The sequence below is a fragment of the Streptomyces sp. NPDC048484 genome (genome assembly GCF_040651415.1).
Lineage (GTDB): Bacteria > Actinomycetota > Actinomycetes > Streptomycetales > Streptomycetaceae > Streptomyces.
Window position 1 is genome coordinate 12,836 of the sequence record NZ_JBEZJY010000034.1, and the last position, 21,512, is coordinate 34,347.

At 70.0% G+C, this 21,512-nt stretch carries 16 protein-coding genes; 10 read left to right on the forward strand and 6 right to left on the reverse strand.

Going from position 1 to position 21,512, the window contains the following annotated elements:
* Nucleotides 1-75 precede the first annotated feature (75 nt).
* The gene (gene glpK, locus AB0D14_RS30155) at nucleotides 76-1,578 is read left to right on the forward strand and encodes a glycerol kinase GlpK (protein WP_362785377.1); all 1,503 of its coding nucleotides are present in this window, start codon (nucleotides 76-78) and stop codon (nucleotides 1,576-1,578) included.
* Nucleotides 1,579-1,761: 183 nt separating this feature from the next.
* Here the strand turns inward: glpK and AB0D14_RS30160 are convergent, their stop codons facing one another.
* From AB0D14_RS30160 to AB0D14_RS30175, 4 genes are all read right to left on the reverse strand, one after another.
* Complete coding sequence (locus tag AB0D14_RS30160) at nucleotides 1,762-2,367, reverse strand: ATP/GTP-binding protein (RefSeq protein ID WP_362785380.1); 606 nt, start codon at nucleotides 2,365-2,367, stop codon at nucleotides 1,762-1,764.
* A 126-nt stretch (nucleotides 2,368-2,493) separates the two neighbouring features.
* Nucleotides 2,494-2,889, reverse strand: a complete 396-nt coding sequence (locus AB0D14_RS30165; protein ID WP_362785383.1) for a DUF742 domain-containing protein — start codon at nucleotides 2,887-2,889, stop codon at nucleotides 2,494-2,496.
* 9 nt (nucleotides 2,890-2,898) lie between these two features.
* Nucleotides 2,899-3,339, reverse strand: coding sequence for a roadblock/LC7 domain-containing protein (locus AB0D14_RS30170; protein ID WP_362785384.1), 441 nt, complete (start codon nucleotides 3,337-3,339; stop codon nucleotides 2,899-2,901).
* Nucleotides 3,336-6,326, reverse strand: a complete 2,991-nt coding sequence (locus AB0D14_RS30175) for a nitrate- and nitrite sensing domain-containing protein (protein WP_362785387.1) — start codon at nucleotides 6,324-6,326, stop codon at nucleotides 3,336-3,338. Before AB0D14_RS30175 ends, AB0D14_RS30170 begins: the two co-directional genes overlap by 4 nt.
* 427 nt (nucleotides 6,327-6,753) lie before the next feature.
* Between AB0D14_RS30175 and AB0D14_RS30180 the strand changes: the two genes are divergently transcribed.
* Nucleotides 6,754-7,443 carry a hypothetical protein gene (locus AB0D14_RS30180; protein WP_362785389.1) on the forward strand — a complete coding sequence of 230 codons (690 nt, stop codon included), beginning with the start codon at nucleotides 6,754-6,756 and terminating at the stop codon, nucleotides 7,441-7,443.
* 76 nt (nucleotides 7,444-7,519) lie between these two features.
* Here AB0D14_RS30180 and AB0D14_RS30185 read toward each other — a convergent pair whose 3' ends face one another.
* Together AB0D14_RS30185 and AB0D14_RS30190 are read right to left on the reverse strand one after the other, a co-directional pair.
* Nucleotides 7,520-8,704, reverse strand: a complete 1,185-nt coding sequence (locus AB0D14_RS30185) for an FAD-dependent oxidoreductase (protein WP_362785392.1) — start codon at nucleotides 8,702-8,704, stop codon at nucleotides 7,520-7,522.
* A 202-nt stretch (nucleotides 8,705-8,906) separates the two neighbouring features.
* On the reverse strand, nucleotides 8,907-9,227 hold the full coding sequence (locus tag AB0D14_RS30190) for a bifunctional 3-phenylpropionate/cinnamic acid dioxygenase ferredoxin subunit (RefSeq protein WP_362785394.1): 321 nt from the start codon (nucleotides 9,225-9,227) through the stop codon (nucleotides 8,907-8,909).
* Between the two features lie 215 nt (nucleotides 9,228-9,442).
* Between AB0D14_RS30190 and AB0D14_RS30195 the strand changes: the two genes are divergently transcribed.
* The 8 genes from AB0D14_RS30195 to AB0D14_RS30230 all read left to right on the forward strand — a co-directional run bounded on the left by AB0D14_RS30195 (nucleotide 9,443) and on the right by AB0D14_RS30230 (nucleotide 21,511).
* Nucleotides 9,443-10,261, forward strand: coding sequence for an IclR family transcriptional regulator (locus tag AB0D14_RS30195; RefSeq protein WP_362785397.1), 819 nt, complete (start codon nucleotides 9,443-9,445; stop codon nucleotides 10,259-10,261).
* Nucleotides 10,262-10,518: 257 nt separating this feature from the next.
* On the forward strand, nucleotides 10,519-11,604 hold the full coding sequence (locus AB0D14_RS30200) for an S-(hydroxymethyl)mycothiol dehydrogenase (protein ID WP_362785399.1): 1,086 nt from the start codon (nucleotides 10,519-10,521) through the stop codon (nucleotides 11,602-11,604).
* 116 nt (nucleotides 11,605-11,720) lie between these two features.
* On the forward strand, nucleotides 11,721-14,138 hold the full coding sequence (locus AB0D14_RS30205; RefSeq protein WP_362785401.1) for an FAD-dependent oxidoreductase: 2,418 nt from the start codon (nucleotides 11,721-11,723) through the stop codon (nucleotides 14,136-14,138).
* 26 nt (nucleotides 14,139-14,164) lie between these two features.
* Nucleotides 14,165-15,319: an N-methyl-L-tryptophan oxidase gene (gene solA / locus AB0D14_RS30210; RefSeq protein ID WP_362785404.1), complete on the forward strand. Its 1,155-nt coding sequence runs from the start codon at nucleotides 14,165-14,167 to the stop codon at nucleotides 15,317-15,319.
* Between the two features lie 14 nt (nucleotides 15,320-15,333).
* On the forward strand, nucleotides 15,334-16,503 hold the full coding sequence (locus tag AB0D14_RS30215) for an aromatic ring-hydroxylating dioxygenase subunit alpha (RefSeq protein ID WP_362785593.1): 1,170 nt from the start codon (nucleotides 15,334-15,336) through the stop codon (nucleotides 16,501-16,503).
* The gene (locus AB0D14_RS30220; protein ID WP_362785406.1) at nucleotides 16,496-17,962 is read left to right on the forward strand and encodes an aldehyde dehydrogenase family protein; all 1,467 of its coding nucleotides are present in this window, start codon (nucleotides 16,496-16,498) and stop codon (nucleotides 17,960-17,962) included. The genes AB0D14_RS30215 and AB0D14_RS30220 overlap by 8 nt, the downstream gene beginning before the upstream one ends.
* A gap of 297 nt (nucleotides 17,963-18,259) precedes the next feature.
* On the forward strand, nucleotides 18,260-19,849 hold the full coding sequence (locus AB0D14_RS30225) for an amino acid permease (RefSeq protein WP_362785408.1): 1,590 nt from the start codon (nucleotides 18,260-18,262) through the stop codon (nucleotides 19,847-19,849).
* 108 nt (nucleotides 19,850-19,957) lie between these two features.
* Nucleotides 19,958-21,511 carry a GMC oxidoreductase gene (locus AB0D14_RS30230; protein WP_362785412.1) on the forward strand — a complete coding sequence of 518 codons (1,554 nt, stop codon included), beginning with the start codon at nucleotides 19,958-19,960 and terminating at the stop codon, nucleotides 21,509-21,511.
* Nucleotide 21,512 lies beyond the last annotated feature (1 nt).

Below are 21,512 nucleotides of genomic sequence, written 5' to 3' on the forward strand. Positions count from 1 at the left end.
CATTCCCGTCCGCCGACGGCAGTGTGACGACAGGATCCAGCGCGGCCTTCCGCAGGAACCGACGAAGGGGACGTCATGACGGACAAGTTCGTCGCCGCAATCGACCAGGGCACCACGTCCAGCCGCTGCATCGTCTTCAACCAGGACGGCGCGATCGTCGCCGTCGATCAGCGTGAGCACCGCCAGATCTTCCCCAAGCCCGGCTGGGTGGAGCACGACGCCACCGAGATCTGGTCGAAGGTACAGGCCGTGGTCGCGGGCGCGATCGCGAAGGCCGGGCTCCGCGCCGACCAGCTCAGCGCGCTGGGGATCACCAACCAGCGCGAGACGACGGTCCTGTGGGACCGCGCCACCGGCAAGCCCGTGCACAACGCGATCGTCTGGCAGGACACCCGTACCTCCGCGCTCTGCAACGAACTCGGCGGCTCGGACGGGCAGGACCGTTTCCGCGAGCAGACCGGGCTGCCGCTGGCCAGCTACTTCTCCGGGCCCAAGGCGGCCTGGCTGCTCGACAACGTGCCGGGACTGCGGGCCCGCGCCGAGCGCGGCGAGATCGCCTTCGGCACGATCGACTCCTGGCTGATCTGGAACCTCACCGGTGGCACCGACGGCGGCCGGCACGTCACCGACGTCACCAACGCAGGCCGCACCATGCTGATGAATCTCGAAACGCTTCAGTGGGACCAGACCATCCTCTCCGCGATGAACGTGCCCGAGGCGGTCCTCCCCGAGATCAGGTCCTCGTCCGAGGTGTACGGCACCGCCGTCGGCCAGCTCGCCGGGGTCCCGGTGGCGTCCGCGCTGGGTGACCAGCAGGCGGCCGTGTTCGGACAGGCGTGCTACGACGTGGGCACGGCCAAGAACACCTATGGAACGGGCAGCTTCCTGCTGCTCAACACCGGGAACCATCCCGTGCCTTCGAAGAACGGGCTGCTGACCACGATGGGCTACAAGATCGGCACAGAGCCGCCGGTCTACTGCCTCGAAGGGTCTATCGCGATCACCGGCGCGCTGGTGCAGTGGTTCCGCGACCAGCTCGGCATCATCCGTACCGCCGACGAGATCGAGACGCTCGCGGCGAGTGTCGACGACAACGGCGGCGCGTACATCGTGCCCGCGTTCTCGGGCCTCTTCGCACCGTACTGGCGTTCCGACGCGCGCGGAGTCGTCACGGGTCTGACGCGGTACGTCACGAAGGGACACCTGGCGCGGGCCGTCCTCGAGGCGACGAGCTGGCAGACGCGTGAGGTCGTGGACGCCATGTTCCAGGACTCCGGGGTGCGCATCACGACCCTGAAGGTGGACGGCGGCATGACCAAGAACAACCTGCTCATGCAGCACCAGGCGGATGTGCTCGACGTGCCGGTGATCCGCCCGATGGTCTCCGAGACGACCTGTCTCGGAGCGGCGTACGCGGCCGGTCTGGCGACCGGGGTGTGGAACGACCTCGACGAGCTGAAGTCGCACTGGCAGAAGGACGTCGAGTGGACACCCTCCATGGAGGCGTCGGTCCGTGACCGCGAGTACCACAACTGGCGCAAGGCGGTGGAGAAGAGCTTCGGCTGGCACGAGGACTGAGCGGGATGTGACACAGGCTCTGAGACGCCTGTCCGTGCTCCACGCGCGCGTGGAGCACGGGTTCCGTGGCTGAGGACTGCGGCCCGTACCCCGGTCGGCGGGGGTACGGGCCGTACTCGTGCCCGGTTCGGCGCGGTGGCCGGGTACCCCTCGGGCGGGTACGGTCCGACGGCAGCCGCGTGCTCAGGTGGTGAGGGTGTGCCGGCGGTCGGCCGCGTACGCCATCGCGTGCTGGACGACCTCGATGAGGACCTCCTTGACCGAGTCCCGGCCCCGGGCGTCGCACAGGACCACGGGGACCCCGGAGCCGAGGTCGAGGGCCTGGCGGACGTCCTCGGCGGGGTAACGGGAGGCGCCCTCGAAGCAGTTGACGCCCACCACGAAGGGTATGGAGCGCCGCTCGAAGTAGTCGACCGCCGCGAAACAGTCCTCCAGGCGGCGGGTGTCGGCGAGCACCACGGCGCCCAGGGCTCCGGTGGCGAGTTCGTCCCACAGGAACCAGAAGCGGTCCTGGCCCGGTGTGCCGAACAGGTACAGCACGAGGTCCTCGCGGAGCGTGATGCGGCCGAAGTCCATGGCGACCGTGGTGGTGTGCTTGCCCTCCACGCCGCTGGTGTCGTCGACGGGCCGGCCCGCCTCGGTCAACAGCTCCTCGGTGCGCAGCGGCTTGATCTCGCTGACTGCGCCGACCAGGGTGGTCTTGCCCACGCCGAAACCGCCCGCCACGAGAATCTTGAGGGTGACGGGCTCGACCGGGGCCTTGCCGCGTTCAGTGCGCCCGAAGATCATCGATCTCTTCTCCTGCTTCGGTGGTGTCCACGTGCTTCGGTGATGCCGCGTGCTGTGGTGGTGCCACGTGCTGTGGTGATACCGCGTGGGCGGGGCCGTGCGGGCTCGCGGTTCACAGTGCCCGGTTCACAGTGCTCGGAGGCCGCTGATCACGTCACGCAGGATGCTCTCGTCCGGCAGCTCCGCCGGGGGTACCGGCCGCGTCACGTGGACCAGTTCGTCTTCCACCAGGTCGCCTATGAGGACGCGTACGACCCCGATCGGCAGGTCGAGTCCGGTGGCGAGTTCGGCGACCGACTGGGGGGCGTCACGGCAGAGTTCGACGATGTCCACATGCTCCGGGGACAGCGAGTTGTCCGCCTCCGGGTCCTCGGCGTACTGCTCCGTCACCACCATCGCGATCAGGTCGAGGCGGTGCTGGCCGACACTGGTGGTGCGGCCGCGCGTCATGGCATACGGACGGACCACCGGTCCGGCCTCGTCGTCGAACCAGTGGGGCGTCCCCTGACCGTCTCCGCTCATGCCGTCCCACTACCCGCCCGCGGGCGGTTCGGTGCGCGGAGCGGCAGCGAGATGTACGCCGACCCTCTTCACCAACAGGGTCATCTCGTACGCGACCTGCCCGACGTCGGAATCGGCGTCCGCGAGGACGGCGAGGCAGCTGCCGTCGCCGGCGGCCGTGACGAAGAGGAATGCCTCGTCCAGTTCGACGACCGTCTGCCGGACGCTGCCCGCGTCGAAGTGACGGCCGACGCCCTTGGCGAGGCTGTGGAATCCGGAGGCGACGGCGGCCAGATGTTCGCTGTCCTCCCTCGTCAGGTCAGTGGAGACCCCCGTGGGGAGGCCGTCTCCGGAGAGCACGAGTGCTTTGCGGATGCTGGCGACACGCGCCACCAGATCGTCGAGGAGCCAGTTGAGCTGCCCCGTCGCCGTGGTGGTCGTGGTGTGGCCGGCGGCCTTCGGTGCGGTCATCGGCCGTCTCCCTTAGTCGTTCCTGGTGCTGTGCCGTCCTGGGCCTCGTCGCCCGCGGTGTTCTCCTCGCGGCCACGCTGCCAGCCACGCTGGAGCGAGGCCATACGACTGCGTACCTCGTCGGCGTCACGCTCCGTGGGTGTCGTCGAGCGGGCCTCGTCGCTCGCGGCGCGCCGGTCGGGCCCGTCCTTGAGCTGCGGGGCCAGATTGGCCTGCCGGACCCGGCGGGGCAGCGGGCCGGTACCGCCCGCTCCGGCGGGGCGGGCGCCTGCGCTGCCGACCGGGTCGCCGGGGCGAGCGCCGTTCGGTTCCGTACCTCGACGCGACCCACGCCGGGGCAGGGCCGGGGCTTCACCGTCTCCGCCTTCCCTTTCCCTGGCGCCCGGTCCGGGCATGACCGTGCCACCTGGCTCTGCGGCCCTTCCCGTTGTCCCTGTGGGCTCGCCGCCACGGTTCAGGCCCCGGTCCGGGGCCGGACGACGCTCACGGTCCGCCGGGTCGGTGCCCTGGCCCGCGGGCCAGTCGTCGGCCGCGCCCCGGCGGGCGGCGAGCGAGTCCCCGGCCTCACGGTGTGCCGGCCCCCGCCTGGCGCTCCTCGACCGCTGCGGCAGCTCTTCGAGCACGCCGGAGCGCTCGGACGTCTCCTGGGCCGGCTGGGGCAGCTCCGCCACCTCGCCGGTGTCCGCGTGGCCGGTCATCTCGTCGCGCCGCGGTGTGGTCTGGGTCACGGGACGCCCGTGGGAGCTGACGAGCTTGGGAGCACGGCGGCGCGGCAGCGGGACATCGGGCCGCTCGTCGCCGTCGGAGGAGCGTGACGGCTCGCGCGCGGTCTCCTGTGTCGCGTCCCCCGCGGCCCCGGCGACGGAGCGGCGCGGGCGGAAGATGTTGCCGCCGTCGCTGTCCTCGTCGTCCGGGCCGACGGGCGCCTCCAGTTCGACCGGCCCGTCGAGGATCGACGTCGACAGACCGGGCAGCGTGACCGGTACCTGGGACAACGCGGCCCTGCGGCCCTCGTCGGCCTCGTTCTTCGAGCTCTTCGAGCTCTTCGCGGAAAGTGCCCGGTCGAGCCGGAATCCGATGCCGTTGGTGTCGGGCACGTCGTCCGAGAGCAGCGCGTCCGGCACGAAGACCACCGCGGTCGTCCCGCCGTACGGTGACGGCTGCAGGGAGACGCGTACGTTCTGGCGCTGGGCGAGCCGGCTGACCACGAAGAGACCCAGCCGGTCGGTGTCCGAGAGCTCGAACTCGGGAGTCTCGGCGAGGCGGAGGTTGGCGTCGAGGAGCGCCTCGGCGGCCATGCCGAGACCCCGGTCGTGGATCTCCAGGGCGAACCCGTTGGCGACGCGCTCGCCGAGCACCTGTACGGCGGTGTGCGGCGGCGAGAACACCGTGGCGTTCTCCAGGAGTTCGGCCACGAGGTGGGTGACGTCGGCGACGGCGGACCCGGTCACGGCCATCCGCGGCAGCCGCCGGACCTCGATGCGCTCGTAGTCCTCGACCTCGGCGACGGCGGCGCGTACGACGTCCATCAGCTGCACCGGCTTGCGCCACTGCCGGGAGGGGGCCGCTCCGGAGAGGATCACCAGGCCTTCCGCGTGCCGGCGCATACGGGTCGTCAGGTGGTCGAGGCGGAAGAGGTCGGCGAGTTCGTCCGTGTCCTCGGTCCTGCGCTCCATCGTGTCGAGCAGGGTCAGCTGCTTGTGCAGCAGGACCTGGCTGCGGCGGGCGAGGTTCACGAAGACCTCGGAGACGCCGCTGCGCAGTTCGGACTGCTTGACCGCGGCTTCGACGGCCGACCGCTGGAGACTGTTGAGTGCCTGGCTGACCTCGCCGATCTCGTTCTTCTCGTACTCCAGCCGCGGGACTTCGGTCTCGACGTCGACGTGCTCGCCCGCGGACAGACGCCGCATCACGCTGGGCAGCCGGACCCCGGCGGTCTCGTGCGCCTCCTGGCGGAGTCGGCGCAGGTCACGGATGAGGCTGCGGCCGATGCGTACGGACATGAAGAGCGAGACCAGCACCGCGGCCAGGCCGAGTACGCCGGCGATGGCGGCCTTGACGATGACGCCGACCGCGACGGGGCTGACCCGGTCCTGGAAGCGGTCGCCCGCCTGGGTGTTGAGTTTGTCGAGACCGTCGAGGACCCCGCCCGCGAGGCCGTCCCAGCTCTTGGCGCTGACTCCGCGGGGGGTACCCGGTGCGGAGGCGAGGACGGACTGCTCGGCCACGCGCAGGGGCGCCGTGGAGGCGTTCTTCCAGTAACGGTCGTAGCGGGTGCGCTCCGCGGAGGGCAGCTGCGGCAGGTTGATCTCGTACATGAGCGTGCGCTGGGCGACGAGGTCGGAGATGTCGCGGGCCTCGTCCCGGGTGACCTTGCCGACGACGAGAGCGGAACCGAGCAGGGCGTCCTCACGCGCGAGCAGTTCACGGGCGCGCGACATGTTGACAAGTGCCCTGCTCTGCTTGTCCACGTCCACGTTGTCGAGGACCTGGAGGTTGGACAGAAGGATGTAGCAGGGATCCACCAGGCGGTTGTAGAGGTCGAGGACCTGCGCGCGGGTGACGGTGTTGTCCTCGACGCTCTGGCGCAGCGATCCGACACCGTCGAAGGCGTCCAGGATCGCGGTGAGGCGCTCGGTGGCGTCGACACCCATCTCGTCCCGTACCTCGGCGTCCCTGGCGTGCCTGCGGATCTTCGACACGGCCTCGTCGGTGGCGGACCGGGTACGGCGCAGGTCGGTGAGGGCGTCGGAGGCTCGGGGGTCCGCGAGGTAGACGAGGGTCTGGCGCCGCTCGTCCTGGAGCACGCTGATGACGTCCTCGGTGGGATAGCCGATCTCCTGGACGATGAACGTCGTGTCGAACAGCTGGTTGACCTCGCGTCCCGTGAGTACGGTGGCGAAGCCCCAGATCGCGGTCAGGGAAACGAGCGGCACGAGAAGCAGCGCCACGATCTTCCGGCGGATGGACTTCCCGCGAAAGCGCATGGCCTCCCCCAGCTCGGCCCCCGGAGCCCAGGGGCACACATGTACGTCAACAAACGGCGTGAGCCTACTACCGACCCACAGGTATCTCGAAGGCCCGTCCGGGTCGACTCGGTGCGCATCGGGACGAGACATCCGCAGTTGTCCGTCCATTGCGGGAGATTGCCTCCCCGAATCCGACACGGGACAACCGGTGCGAATCAGTCCGTACAACGGATCAGTTGGCCGAAATTTTTCGTCGCCGGGAATCTCGGGAATCTTCGGCTTACGTCGAGCGTCTGTCTGTATAGAAGTGGGAGGCGGAGTCGGCCGCAAGGGCCGTCGCCGCGGCCAGGGGGCGTAAAACATCGCAAGCCGGGCAGCCGATGGGGAGCCGGAGTCTCGTGACACCGGAGCGAGCGGCTGTCAGGCGGTGGGGAGTGACAAGTTGATGGGCACGGCGGAGCGGTATGCGGCACCCGGGACGGGCGTCGCCACGATCGCGGAGGCGGAGCGGGAGCCACAGGCCCCGGACCACGGTATTCCGGCCGACATTTCAGCGATGGCCATCGCGGCGGGGGTGGAGCGGGTGGCGGAGGCCGGGACAGCGCCGGGAACGGCGCCTGGGACGGCGGCCGGGGCAATGCCCGTCGTGGGTGTCACGAAGACGGAGGCCGCGGAGACCGAGGACGGCCTTCTGCCGGAGACCGGGGAGCAGCCGGCCGCGGAGGCCGAAGGCCGGGGGTACTACCGGCCGTTGTGGGTCGAGGAGCCTGCGGGCAGGCTCCGGCTGCCCGATCCCGTGCGTACGTCCGCGGTTCGGGCCGTCATCATCATCGCCGTCACTTTGATCCAGGCGACGGTCGCCTTCTTCTGCACGCTGGCCGGTTCCTGGCTCGCGTTCCCCATGGTGCTGAGCAGCGTGGCGAGCACGGTGGCGGCCACGTGGGGCGCGCTGGACGTATGGGTGACCCGCCAGGTGTGGAACCAGCGCAACGGCGTGGTGTCGCAGCCGAGCAGCACGGCGCGGGCCCTGCGTCGCGAGCGGCGCAAGGCCCGGCGCCAGGAGCGGACGGCGGAGCGGACCAAGGAGCGGATACGCCGGCGGGGCGGCGGCGCGGGTCAGTTGTCCCACTCGTAGCCCGTCGCTCGTAGCTCGTAGCTCGTAGAGGACGGCACGCGCGGCTCTCCTGCGGTTTCGGGTTGCGGTGCTCTTCCTATGGGACCGCCGCCTCCATCGCGCCCGCTCCGCGGCCGAGTTCACGTCGCGCTCGCATGAACGGGCGTGGCCGGTCCACGGAAAGCACCGCGGTCGTCCGGCCGTCGCGCTCGTACAGGGCGAGGAAACCGCCCTCGCCCGGCGCTCCGTCGGTGACGGTGCCCTCCGCGACGCGGACGGTGTCCGTGCCGAGCCGCCGTCCGGCGAACTGGATCCGCGCTCCGTACTGGTCGGACCAGAAGTACGGCAGCGGGCGTACGGTCTCCGCGGTGCGCCCGGCGAGGAGGTTGCGCACGGCGACCCGGGGCTGTTCGGTGGCGCTGGTCCAGTGTTCGGCGCGGGTTCCGCCCACGCGGGCGACATCACCGACGGCGACCACCCGGGGCAGAGTCGTCACACAGCCGTCGTCGCACAGCACGCCGTCGTGCAGTGCGAGCGTCGAGTCCGCCAGCCACTCGGTGTTGGGGGTGGCACCGATGCCGACGATCACGACCTCGGCGGGGAGGAGACGGCCGTCGGTGAGTTCCACTCCGGTGACCACGGGGGCGCCGCGCAGGGCGGCGACGCCCGTGCCGGTGACCAGGTCGACGCCTCCGCGACGGTGCAGCGCGGCGCACAGGGCCGCCATCCTCGCGCCGAGTTGGGGCACCAGCGGCAGCGGAGCGGCTTCGACGACGGTGACGTCGTGGCCGAGTCCGGCGCACGAGGACGCGGTCTCGGCGCCGATGAAGCCACCGCCGATGACGACGACACGACGGGGGCCCGCTGTCAGTTCGGCGCGCAGAGCGCGGGCGTCGTCGAGGGTGCGCAGGGTGTGGACTCCGGCGAGTTCACGGCCCGGCAGCCGGCGGGCGGAGGCTCCCGTGGCGATGACGACGCCGTCGCAGGAGACGGTGCGGCCGTCGTCCAGAAGGACGGAGCGGTCACGGGCGTCGAGGCCACGGGCGCGGCTGCCGAGCAGCCACTGCGCGTCGAGTTCGTCGATCTCCTCGGCGTCGCTGAGAGCGAGTTGCTGCTCGCCCGACCGGCCGGTGAGGAAGTCCTTGGACAGGGGCGGGCGGTCGTACGGGCGGTGCGGTTCGTCTCCGACGATCACCAACCGCCCGTCGAACCCCTGGGCGCGCAGCTCGCGGGCCGCGTACAGCCCGGACAGCGAGGCCCCGACGACGGCGATGGTCCTCATGCGCCGGGCCCCTTCCACAGAGCGGGTGCCGATCGGGCGCTCGCGGAGACCGGCCCCGCGCAGGCGTGCGCGGCCACACCCCTGGCCGTGTCGATGCCGGGTCCGGACGAACCCCCGGCCCTCTCGGCGGCGCGTCCGGCGGAGCCCGTGGGAAAGTGGAGTCCAGAGGCACGCGCTGTCGCGTCCCTCACACCAGAGATCGTCATGCCGCCGTTCCCTCCTCGGCTGCCACGTGGACGTGGATGACGCCGTCGTCGACGGTGACGCGGTGTCTGCGGACGGCGCGGCGCGCGGGGAGGCACGTCGGCTGCCCCGTGCGGAGATCGAACGAGGCGGCGTGCAACGGGCATTCCACGAGACAGCCCTCCAGCCACCCCTCGGAGAGAGACGCGTCCTGATGGGTACAGCTGTCGTCGATGGCGTACAGCTCGCCGTCGGCATTGAAGACGGCGACGGGCGGCACGGTCTCGACCCGGACGGATTCGCCCACTGGGAGGTCATCAAGGCGGCAGACGGGAATCACGGGCCCCCCTCTCGGTCCAGGACCCACAGTCCTGGATCTCTCAGGTCCGGTCTGGTCCGAGACCTTCCCGGTCCCGGACTCTTCGGTAACATGATGTTTCGCATGGCGCACGAGGGAGCGCTATGCGCAACAGAATCCGCGCGGGGCACCCGTCGCGTCAAGGGTTTCCGGCAGATGCGGCTCAAACAGAGCCGCCAAGTGGTGAGAGTTGAGCTATGACCCGCACTCAGAAGCAGGCCGGCCGCACCGAGGGGACACCGGAGAAGCCGGGCAGAAGCGCGGGGAGCGCCGTCCAGTCGGTGGACCGCGCGGTGAGTGTGCTGGAGATCCTCGCCCGGCTCGGCGAGGCGGGCGTCACCGAGATCGCCGAAGAGCTGGAGGTGCACAAGTCCACGGCCTTCCGGCTCCTGGGAGTGCTGGAGAACCGGGGCCTGGTCGCCCAGGCCAAGGACCGCGGCAAGTACTTCCTGGGCGTCGGCGTACTACGCCTGGCGGGGGCGGCAGCGGTGCGCCTGGACATCTCGCAGGAGGGCGTGATCGTCTGCCGCGAACTCGCGGACGAGCTGGGCGAGACCGCCAACATCGCGGTCCTCGACGACAACGCGGCGGTCAACATCATGCAGGCCCGCGGCGCCGCGGCCGTCACCGCGCAGAACTGGCTGGGCAGGCGCACCCCGCTGCACGCCACCTCCAGCGGCAAGGTCCTGCTGGCCCACCTGCCGGAGACGCTCCGCGAAGGGCTGCTGGCCAGGGCACTCCCGCGCTTCACCGAGCGCACGATCACCGGCACGGCCGCGCTGCGGGCCGAGTTGGCGGCCGTGGTCGAGCAGGGCTACGCGTTCGCCCAGGAGGAGCTGGAGCTGGGCCTGGCCGCGACGGCCGCGCCGGTGCACGCCCATGACGGCAAGGTGATCGGCGCGCTCAGCGTCTCCGGCCCGGTGTACCGGCTGGACTCGGACCGCCTGCCGGAACTCGCCAAGCGCACGGCTGCGGCCGCGACCGAGTTGTCGCGCCGGATGGGATACGGCTTCTGACGGAAGCGCGACCGGACACGGACCGAGGTCGCGCCGCCCGCGGAGTCCGTGGAGGCAGCGCTTCGTACGGACACGGAACACTGCGCGGGGCCGGTAACCGCTGGCCCCGCGCTTCTGTGTGTCGGTCGGATTTCACGCCGCCCGCGCCTTTTGCCAAGGGTTAACCCGTACCTCTTGACGGCCCCTCGGAGGCGTTCTCACTATGTTCCTCATAGCGCAACCCATAGTGCATTGCGCAACAGCAGAGGAGCTTGGTCGTGCCATACGAGGTCCGTGCCGTAGTCGCTGTGAAGAAGGGCGCACCCGTCGAGGTGCAGACGATCATCGTTCCCGATCCCGGTCCGGGCGAGGTACTCGTGACCGTGCAGGCCTGCGGGGTGTGTCACACGGATCTGCACTATCGGGAGGGCGCGGTCGACGACGGCTTCCCGTTCCTGCTGGGCCATGAGGCGGCCGGCACGATCGAGGCGGTCGGCGAGGGCGTCACCGATCTCAGGACCGGCGACTACGTGGTCCTCGCCTGGCGGGCCCCCTGCGGTTCCTGCCGCTCCTGTCGCCGTGGCCGCCCCTGGTACTGCTTCGACTCACGCAACGCCGCCCGGCCGATGACCCTCCCCGACGGCACCCCTCTCAGCAACGCGCTGGGCATCGGCGCCTTCGCCGGGAAAACCGTGGTCGCGGCGGGCCAGGCGGTGAAGATCGACCCGGCTGCCCGCCCCGAGGCCGCGAGCCTGATCGGCTGCGGGGTGATGGCCGGATACGGCGCGGCGGTGAACACGGGCAATGTCGGGCGCGGTGACACCGTCGCCGTCATCGGCTGCGGCGGCGTGGGCGACGCGGCCATCGCGGGCGCCTGCCTCAACGGCGCCATGAAGGTCATCGCCGTCGACATCGACGACAAGAGGCTCGACCGGGCGGAGCGGTTCGGCGCCACCCACACGGTCAACTCCCGCGGCACCGACCCGGTCGAGGCCGTACGCGCCCTCACCGACGGCTTCGGAGTCGACATCGCCATCGACGCGGTGGGCCACCCGGAGACCTTTCTGCAGGCCTTCTACATGCGCGATCACGCGGGTCTGCTGGTGCAGGTCGGCGTCCCGTCCCCGCAGACGAAGGTCGAACTCCCGCTGCTCGACGTGTTCTCCCGCGGCGGCGCGATCAAGTCCTCCTGGTACGGCGACTGCCTGCCCAGCCGCGACTTCCCGTTCCTCATCGACCAGTACCTCTACGGCCTGCTGGACCTCAACGCGTTCGTCACGGAGACCATCGCGCTCGACCAGGTCGAGGAGGCATTCACGAGGATGCAACGCGGCGAGGTGCTGCGCTCGGTGGTGGTCCTGTGAGCGGCCGGGAACCCGTCAGCGGGGGAAGCGTACGCAGGGGCACGTCCATCACGTCCAGCACGCCCGAGGGGCCGGACAGGCCCGACAGGCCCGACAGGCCCGAAACGAACCCCCGTGTGGTCGTCGTGGGCGCCGGCATCGTGGGCTGCTCCCTCGCGGACGAACTCACCGCCCGCGGCTGGACCGACGTCACCGTCCTCGAACAGGGTCCGCTGCCGGCTCCCGGCGGCTCCACCTCCCACGCGCCCGGTCTGGTCTTCCGGACCAGTCCGTCCAGGACGCTCACCGCTTTCGCCCGGTACACCGTCGAGAAGTTCACCGCCCTTGAGGTGGAGGGAGTCTCCTGCTTCGACCCGGTCGGCGGTCTGGAGCTGGCGACGACTCCCGAACGGCTCGCCGAGCTGCACCGCCGAGCGGGTTACGCCGCCTCCTGGGGCGTACGCGGCGAGATCGTGAGCGCCGCCCGCTGCAAGGAACTCTGGCCGCTGATCGACGAGTCGGCCGTCCTCGGCGGATTCCACACGCCCGACGACGGCCTCGCCCACGCCCTGCTCGCGGCCCGGGCCCAGCGGGAACGGGCCGAAAGCCGCGGCGCCCGCTTCCTGGACCGGCACACCGTCACCGGGATCGAGAAGGAGGACGGCAGGGTCACCGCTGTCGTCACCGACCAGGGTGTCTTCCCCGCCGACCACGTGGTCTCGGCGGCCGGATTCTGGGGCCCGGTCATCGGCCGGATGGCCGGCGTCGCCGTACCTCTGCAACCCCTCGCCCACCAGTACGCGCGGACGAAGCCCCTCCCCGAGCCGGCTGCCGCCACCGCGAAGGCGCCACGGCCCATTCTCCGCTTCCAGGACCGCGACCTCTACTTCCGCGAGCACACCGACCGCGTCGGCATCGGCAGCTACGCCCACAAGCCGCTCCCCGTGGACCCGTTCGCGGTCCTCGCCTACGACGAGGCGCGCGCCGACGACATGGAGATGCCGTCCTCCCTCCCCTTCACCGAGGAGGACTGGGCGCCGAGCTGGGCCGACTGCCGTCGGCTGATGCCCTCGCTGCGCGAGAGCGAGATCGAGGAGGGATTCAACGGCGTCTTCTCCTTCACGCCGGACGGTATGCCGGTTCTCGGCGAGGCACGCGCGCTGCGGGGCTTCTGGCTGGCAGAGGCTGTGTGGGTGACCCACTCGGCCGGTGTCGCCAAGGCCGTGGCCGAGTGGATGGTCGACGGCCGCCCTCAGACCGACGTCCACGAATGCGACCTCACCCGCTTCGAGGACGCCCAGCGCTCGCCCTCGTACATCAGGGAGCGCGGCTCGCAGCAGTTCGTCGAGGTGTACGACGTCCTGCACCCGCTCCAGCCGATGGAGCAGCCGCGCCCCCTGCGGGTCAGCCCGTTCTACGCCCGCCAGCGGGAACTCGGCGCGCACTTCCTGGAGGGCGGGGGCTGGGAACATCCGCACTGGTACGAGTCGAACGCCCCGCTCGCCGCCGGCCTGGACGTACCCGAGCGTGACGCCTGGTCGGCGCGCCACTGGTCGCCGATCGCGGCGGCCGAAGCGAGGGCGACCCGCGAGAAGGTCGCGCTCTACGACATGACTCCGCTGCGCCGTCTCGAAGTCACCGGCTCCGGAGCCCTCGACTTCCTGCACGGCATGACCACCAACAACCTCCGCAAGAGGCTGGGCGCGGTCACGTACACCCTGCTCCTGGACGGCACGGGCGGCATCCGCTCCGACCTCACCGTCGCGCGCCTCGGCCCCGACCGCTTCCAGGTGGGCGCCAACTCCCCCGCGGACTTGGACTGGTTGACCAGGCACGCCCCTGACGGCGTGCACATCCGGGACATCACGTCCGGCACCTGCTGCGTCGGCGTCTGGGGGCCGCTCGCCCGCGACCTCGTCCAGCCGCTCACCCGGGACGACTTCTCGCACGAGGGCTTCGGTTACTTCCGCGCCAAGGAGACGTTCATCGGCCATGTCCCCGTCACCGCCATGCGGCTGAGCTACGTCGGCGAGTTGGGCTGGGAGCTGTACACCACTGCCGACCTGGGGCTCCGCCTCTGGGACACGCTCTGGGAAGCCGGTCGGGAGCACGGCGTGGTCGCCGCCGGGCGCTCCGCCTTCAACAGCCTGCGCCTGGAGAAGGGCTACCGCGCGTGGGGCGTCGACATGACCGACGAGCACGATCCGTACGAGGCGGGGGTCGGTTTCGCCGTCCGGCTGGACAAGGGGGACTTCACGGGGAGGGGGGCGCTGCTGTCGAAGGGCGAGCCCGCGCGCCGGCTCACCCCGCTCCTGCTCGACGACCCCGCGTCCGTCGTCCTCGGGAAGGAGCCGGTGTACGTCGACGGTTCCCCCGCGGGGTACGTCACCAGCGCGGCGTACGGGTACACGCTGGGCCGGTGTGTCGCGTACGCGTGGCTGCCGGTGCTTCCCAGCGGGACGGGGGTCTGCGTCGAGTACTTCGGCGAGAAGGTGGCGGCCACCGTGGCCGATGAGCCGCTCTTCGATCCGAGGATGACCCGTATCCGGTGTTGATCGCCCTGTCGAAACGGAGGTTTCCCGTGTCCCCCACCCATGACGTGATCGTTGTCGGGCTCGGCGGTATGGGTGGTGCCGCCGCGCATCATCTGTCGGCCCGCGGAGCGCGCGTGCTCGGACTCGAGAAGTTCGGGCCGGTCCACAACCGCGGTTCCAGTCACGGTGGTTCGCGGATCACCCGGCAGTCCTACTTCGAGGACCCGGCGTACGTGCCGCTGCTGCTGCGCGCGTACGAGTTGTACGAGGACGTGGAGCGGGCCACCGGCCGGGACATCGCGACGCTGTGCGGCGGCGTGATGATCGGCCGGCCCGACTCGCCGACCGTCTCCGGTTCGCTGCGTTCGGCCACGCAGTGGGACCTGCCCCACGAGATGCTGGACGCGGCCGAGATCCGCCGCCGCTTCCCCACGCTCGCTCCGAAGGACGACGAGGTCGCGCTCTACGAGAAGAAGGCCGGTCTGGTCCGCCCCGAGAACATGGTCGCGGCGCATCTCCAGCTCGCCACCCGGCAGGGCGCCGACCTGCACTTCGAGGAACCGATGACCCGCTGGGAGCCGTACCGGGACGGCGTACGCGTCCACACGGCGGAGAACACCTACACGGCGGGCCGGCTGGTGATCTGCCCCGGCGCGTGGGCGCCGCGGCTGCTCACCGACCTCGGGGTGCCGTTCACCATCGAGCGGCAGGTCATGTACTGGTTCCAGCCCCGGGGCGGGGTCCGGCCCTTCCTGCCGGAGAACCACCCCATCTACATCTGGCAGGACGCCGACGACGTCCAGGTCTACGGGTTCCCGTCCATCGACGGACCGGAGCGGGGCGCCAAGGTCGCCTTCTTCCGCAAGGGTCAGGTCTGCACCCCGGAGACCATCGACCGGACGGTCCACGCGGACGAGATCCAGTCGATGGCGGACCACATGGCTCGGTGCATCCCCGATCTGCCCGGCGCGTTCCTCAAGGCCGCCACCTGTATGTACTCCAACACCCCGGACGAGCACTTCGTCATCGCCCGGCATCCCGCGCATCCCGATTCCGTGACCGTGGCCTGCGGTTTCTCCGGCCACGGCTTCAAGTTCGTGCCGGTGGTCGGCGAGATCCTCGCCGACCTGGCCCTGACGGGCACCACCGGTCACCCGATCGGCCTGTTCGACCCCCACCGCCTCGCCGCCGCGCCCGCCTGAGGAGCACGCCCGTGATGACGCCCCCCGTCTTTCCCGCCATCGCCTCCCCCTCCGTCGCCTCCCGACCGCTGCCGCCGAGCCTGGTGTCCACGCTGCCGGGGCACTACTACACCGATCCGGAGATCTTCCGGCAGGAGCAGGAACGGCTCTTCGAGTCGATGTGGTGCTGCGCGGTCCGCAGCGCCGACCTGGCACGGCCCGGAGCGTTCCGCACGGTCCAGGTGGGCCGGGAGAACGTCCTGGTCACCCGGTCCCGTACCGGTGAGCTGCGCGCCTTCCTGAACATCTGCCGGCACCGCGGCGCCCGCCTGTGCACGGAGGAGGCCGGCGAGGTCCGGCGCAACCTCCAGTGCCCGTATCACGCCTGGACGTACGACCTCGACGGAAAGCTGATCGCGGCGCCGAACCTGGTGAGGATGCCGGACGTCGACCGTACGGACTACGGCCTGGTCAGGGTCGCGCTGCGGGAGTGGCTCGGCTACGCCTGGGTGTGCCTGGCCGACGAGCCGCCGTCCTTCGAGGAGACGGTGACGGGCGCGGCGGTCGAGCGGCTCGGAGACGTGGCGGCCATCGAGCAGTACGGCACGGAGCACCTCGCCCTCGGAAAACGCATCACCTACGACGTGCGGGCGAACTGGAAGCTGATCGTCGAGAACTTCATGGAGTGCTACCACTGCGCGACGATCCACCCCGAACTCACCGATGTGCTGCCGGAGTTCGCGGACGGTTACGCCGCCCAGTACTACGTGGGCCACGGCGCCGAGTTCGGCGACGAGGTCAAGGGCTTCACCGTCGACGGCAGCGAGGGTTTCGGAAGGCTTCCAGCGCTCGCCGGGGACCAGGACCGCCGTTATTATGCGATAACGGTCAAACCGGCCGTGTTCATCAACCTCGTCCCCGACCATGTCATCCTGCACCGCATGTTCCCCCGCGCCGCGAACCGGACGATCGTGGAGTGCGACTGGCTCTACGCCCCCGAGGTCGTCGAGTCGGGCGCCGACGTGTCGAAGTCCGTGGAACTCTTCCACCGGGTCAACGCCCAGGATTTCGAGGCATGCGAGCGTACGCAGCCCGCCATGGCGTCCCGCGCCTACCTCAGGGGCGGGGTGCTGGTGCCCACCGAGCACCACATCGGGATTTTCCACGAGTGGCTCATAGGCATGCTGGGAGGCATGGATGGCTGATCTCTACATCGGCGGCACCTGGACGGGCGCGCGGGAGAAGCGCACCCGTGAGATCCGCTGTCCGGCCGACGGTTCACTCGTGGCCGTCGTCGACGAGGCGGGCGGCGAGGACACCACCGACGCGATCGCGGCCGCGCGCCGCGCCTTCGACGAGGGTCCCTGGCCGCGGACACCGGCGAACGAGCGCGGCGACCTGCTGCTCCGGGTCGCCGATCTGCTCGCACGCGACAAGGACGTGCTGGCCCGGGCGGAATCCCTCGACACCGGCAAACGCCTGGTGGAGAGCGAGTACGACATCGACGACATCGAGAGCTGCTTCCGCTACTTCGGCCGGCTCGTCGCGAGCGAGTCCGGCCGGGTCGTGGAAACGGGCACGGAGGGCGTCGACAGCCGGGTCGTACACGAACCGGTCGGTGTGTGCGCGCTGATCACCCCCTGGAACTATCCGCTGCTCCAGACGGCGTGGAAGGTCGCCCCCGCGCTGGCCGCGGGCAACACCTTCGTGCTCAAGCCGAGCGAGCTGACCCCGCACACGGCGATCCACCTCATGCGCCTCCTGGAGGAGGCCGGGTTGCCGGCGGGTGTGGCCAACCTGGTCCTCGGTGCGGGGCCCGAGGCCGGCGCGCCGCTGGGCGACCATCCGGACGTCGACCTCGTCTCCTTCACCGGCGGCCTGCGCACCGGACGCGGACTCATGGCCGCGGCGGCCGGGACGGTGAAGAAGGTCGCGCTCGAACTGGGCGGCAAGAACCCGAACATCGTCTTCGCCGACGCCGACTTCGAGACGGCCGTCGACATGACGTTGACGGCCGTCTTCCTGCATTCCGGGCAGGTCTGCTCGGCCGGGGCGCGACTGCTGGTCGAGGACTCCCTGCACGACCGCCTCGTCGACGAGGTCGTCCGCAGGGCCGAGCTGATCAGACTGGGCGGGCCGTTCGACGAGCGGGCGCAGACCGGGCCGCTGATCTCGGCGGCGCACCGGGCGAAGGTCGAGGAGTACGTCGCCAAGGGTCTTGCGGAGGGCGCGGTCCTGCGCTGCGGCGGGGAGCGGCCCGCCGATCCCCCGCACCCGGACGGTTTCTACTACCCGCCGACCGTGCTCGACGAGTGCTCCGGGCGGATGTCCGTCGTCCAGGACGAGTCGTTCGGGCCGGTGCTGACCGTGGAGCGGTTCGCCGACGAGGCCGAGGCGGTGCGGCTGGCCAACGACACGATCTACGGCCTGGCCGGCGGCATCTTCACGTCCGACGAGGCGAAGGCACAGCGCGTCGCGTCGGCACTGCGCATCGGAACGATCTGGATCAACGACTTCCACCCGTACGTCCCGCAGGCGGAGTGGGGAGGCTACAAGCAGTCCGGGTTCGGGCGGGAACTCGGACCGGCCGGTCTCGCCGAGTACCGCGAGACCAAACACATCTGGCGCACGACGAATCCGAGTCCGCAGGGCTGGTTCTCGTGACCCGACTCGACACGCGCCTCGACACGTGTCTCGACGACCACCGCGATCACCACGACAGCCACCTCCCCTGCCCCCACCACTGCCACCAGGACGGCAACCGCGGAATCCCCCGCAGAATCCCCCGCACTTCACCGTAGGATCCGGCGCTCCGCATCATAAGATCCAGTCCGCACCGACCGGCGTACGATCCAGCGTCCGCCGATCCTCCCTTCGACCCAGCGCCCGCGCAGCGACGACCCCGCACGAGCCGCACTCCCCTCCCGCCCGGGAGAACCACCCCTTCCCAGGAGTCCGCTCATGACCACCACCGAGCAATCGCCGGAGCAACCACCCAAGAAGCACAGCCACGACGACTCGGAGCTCAACGAGTTCGGCTACAAGCCCGAACTGAAACGTACGCTCGGCAACTTCCACACCTTCGCCGCCGGTATCAGCTACATCTCCATCCTCACCGGCACCTTCCAGCTCTTCTACTTCGGTTACGGCAGCGGCGGGCCCGCCTACTGGTGGTCCTGGCCCATGGTCTTCGTCGGCCAGTTCATGGTCGCGCTCTGCTTCGCCGAACTCGCCGCCCGCTATCCCGTGGCCGGCTCCGTCTACAACTGGTCCAAGAAGGTGGGCAATCCGCACATAGGGTGGCTGGCGGGCTGGACGATGCTGATCGCCTCGGTCGTGTCGATCGCGGCCGTGGCTCTCGCCTATCAGTTGACATTGCCGCAGATCTCGTCCACGTTCCAGTTCGTGGGCGACGGGACGGGCAAGTACGACGTCGCCACCAACGCCGTTCTGCTGGCCTCCGTCCTCATCGTCTTCACCACCCTGGTGAACGCCCTCGGTGTGAAGCTGATGGCCAGGATCAACACGGCGGGCGTCTTCATAGAGCTGATCGCGACCGTCGTACTGATCGTGTTGTTCGCCGTGCACATCACCCGTGGGCCGGGCGTCGTGCTGGAGACGAACGGCACGGGAACGGGTCAGTCCGGCGGCTACCTCGGCGCGTTCCTGGTCGCATCACTGGCGTCCGCGTACGTGATGTACGGCTTCGACACGGCCGCCTCGCTCGGCGAGGAGTCCGTCGACCCGTCACGCAACGCGCCGCGCGCCATCATCCGTGCCATCGTCGCCTCGTTCGTCCTCGGTGGACTCATCCTGCTGCTCGCGCTGATGAGCGTGTCCAGCCTGAAGGGTGATCGGCTGTCCACGGACGGCCTGCAGTACGTCGTCCTGAACGTGCTCGGCGAGGACGCGGGCAAGGCCATGCTGTGGTGCGTGTTCATCGCGGTCACCGTGTGCGCCCTGGCCGTGCACACGGCAGCGATCCGGCTGGCCTTCGCGATGGCCCGGGACAACAACCTGCCCGCCGCCTCCAAGCTGGCCAAGGTCCATCCGCGCTTCCAGACACCGATCCTGCCCGCGGTGATCATCGGCATCCTGGCGCTGGCGATCCTGGTGGTCAACATCCGCCAGCCGCAGATCTTCACCGTGGTCACCAGCATCGGCATCATCCTGATCTACCTCGCGTATCTGCTGGTCACCGGGCCCATGCTGGTGGCCAGGCTGCGCGGCAAGTGGCAGCCCGCGGGCGAGGGCAAGTTCTCGCTCGGCCGCTGGGGGCTGCTCGTCAACATCGTCGCAGTGGTGTGGGGCACGGCCATGATGCTCAACCTGATCTGGCCGCGCGCCGCGGTCTACAACGCGGCCGCCCCGTACCACTGGTATCTGCGCTGGGGTGCCGTCCTGTTCGTCGGGATCGTGATGGGCGGTGGCTTCGCCTACTACTGGTTCGTGCAGCGGCACCGCACCGGAGTGCTCGCGGAGCACCAGTACAAGGCCGACGACGCACCCCTTCCGCCCTCCTCCCCCGCGGCGACGCCGACGGCCGACTGAACACCCGTTCCCGCTCCCGCCTCCGCCTCCCCGATCCGATCCGACCTGACCTGACCTGAAGGCAGAACGACACAAGGACTCCCAGGACTCCAAGGAGGTCAACTCCCCATGAACGAAGACGAGTTCGACTATGTCGTGGTCGGCGGAGGCACCGCGGGCAATGTGGTCGCGGCCCGGCTCTCCGAGGACCCGTCCGTCACGGTGTGCGTCCTGGAGGCGGGGCCCAGTGACGTGGGCGACGACGCCGTCATGAAGCTGGACCGCTGGATGGGACTGCTGGAGTCGGGATACGACTGGGACTATCCGGTCGAGCCGCAGGCCAGCGGCAACAGCTTCATGCGGCACGCCCGCGCCAGGGTGCTCGGCGGCTGTTCCTCGCACAACTCCTGCATCGCCTTCTGGGCGCCGGCACAGGACCTGGACGACTGGGCCGCCGCGGGCTGTACGGGGTGGAGTTCGGCCGATCTCTTCCCGCTCTACCAGCGGCTGGAGAACAACGACGCTCCCGGCGAGCACCACGGCCGCACCGGCCCGGTGAAGCTGCGCCAGCTGAAGAGCGACGACCCTTGCGGCACCGCCCTGTTGGAGGCCTGCGCCCAGGCGGGCATCCCGACCACCCCGTTCAACACCGGCAAGACGGTCGTGCGCGGGGCCAACTGGTTCCAGATCAACTCCGACGAGAACAACATCCGGCAGTCCTCGTCGGTCGCGTATCTGCACCCGATCCTCGGCAAGCGGCCGAACCTGGATGTCCGGACCGGCGTGCGCGCCAAGAAGCTCGTGCTCGACGGGCGGCGCTGCGTGGGTGCCGAGTACCTGGACCCGGACCTGATCCACATCCGGACGGTACGGGCCAGGCGCGAGGTGATCGTGTCCTGCGGTTCGATTGACGGCGCGAAGCTGCTGATGCTGTCGGGCATCGGTCCCGCCGGGCATCTGCGCGAGGTGGGCGTCGACGTGGTGGTGGACTCGGCCGGCGTGGGCGAGAACCTCCAGGACCATCCCGAGGGCATCATCATGTGGGACGCCAAGCAGCCCATGACGACCACGTCCAGCCAGTGGTGGGAGGCCGGCATCTTCTACGACACCGAACCGGGTCTGGACCGGCCCGACCTGATGTTCCACTACGGCTCGGTGCCGTTCGACATGAACACCGCACGGTGGGGCTATCCGACCTCCGAGAACGCGTTCTGTCTCACTCCGAACGTCACGCGCGCGAAGTCACGCGGCACGGTGCGGCTGCGGACCCGCGACTACCGCGACAAGCCCAGGGTCGATCCCCGGTACTTCACGCACGAGCACGACGCGCGCGTGATGACGTACGGGCTGAAGCTGGCCCGGCGTATCGCGGCGCAGCCCGCGCTGAGCGGGTGGGCGGGGGCCGAGCTGGCTCCCGGGCCGGATGTCCGGACGGACGAGGAACTGCTCGACTACATCCACAAGACCCACAACACCGTCTACCACCCGTCGTGCACGGTGAAGATGGGTGCGGACGACGACGCTTCCGCTCCCCTCGACGCGCGGTTGCGGGTCAAGGGGATCGAGCGGCTGCGGGTCGCGGACGGTTCGGTGATGCCGGACCTCGTCAGCGTCAATCCGTGCATCACGACGATGATGATCGGCGAGAAGTGCGCCGACCTCCTGAAAGAGGACCGGTCGTAAG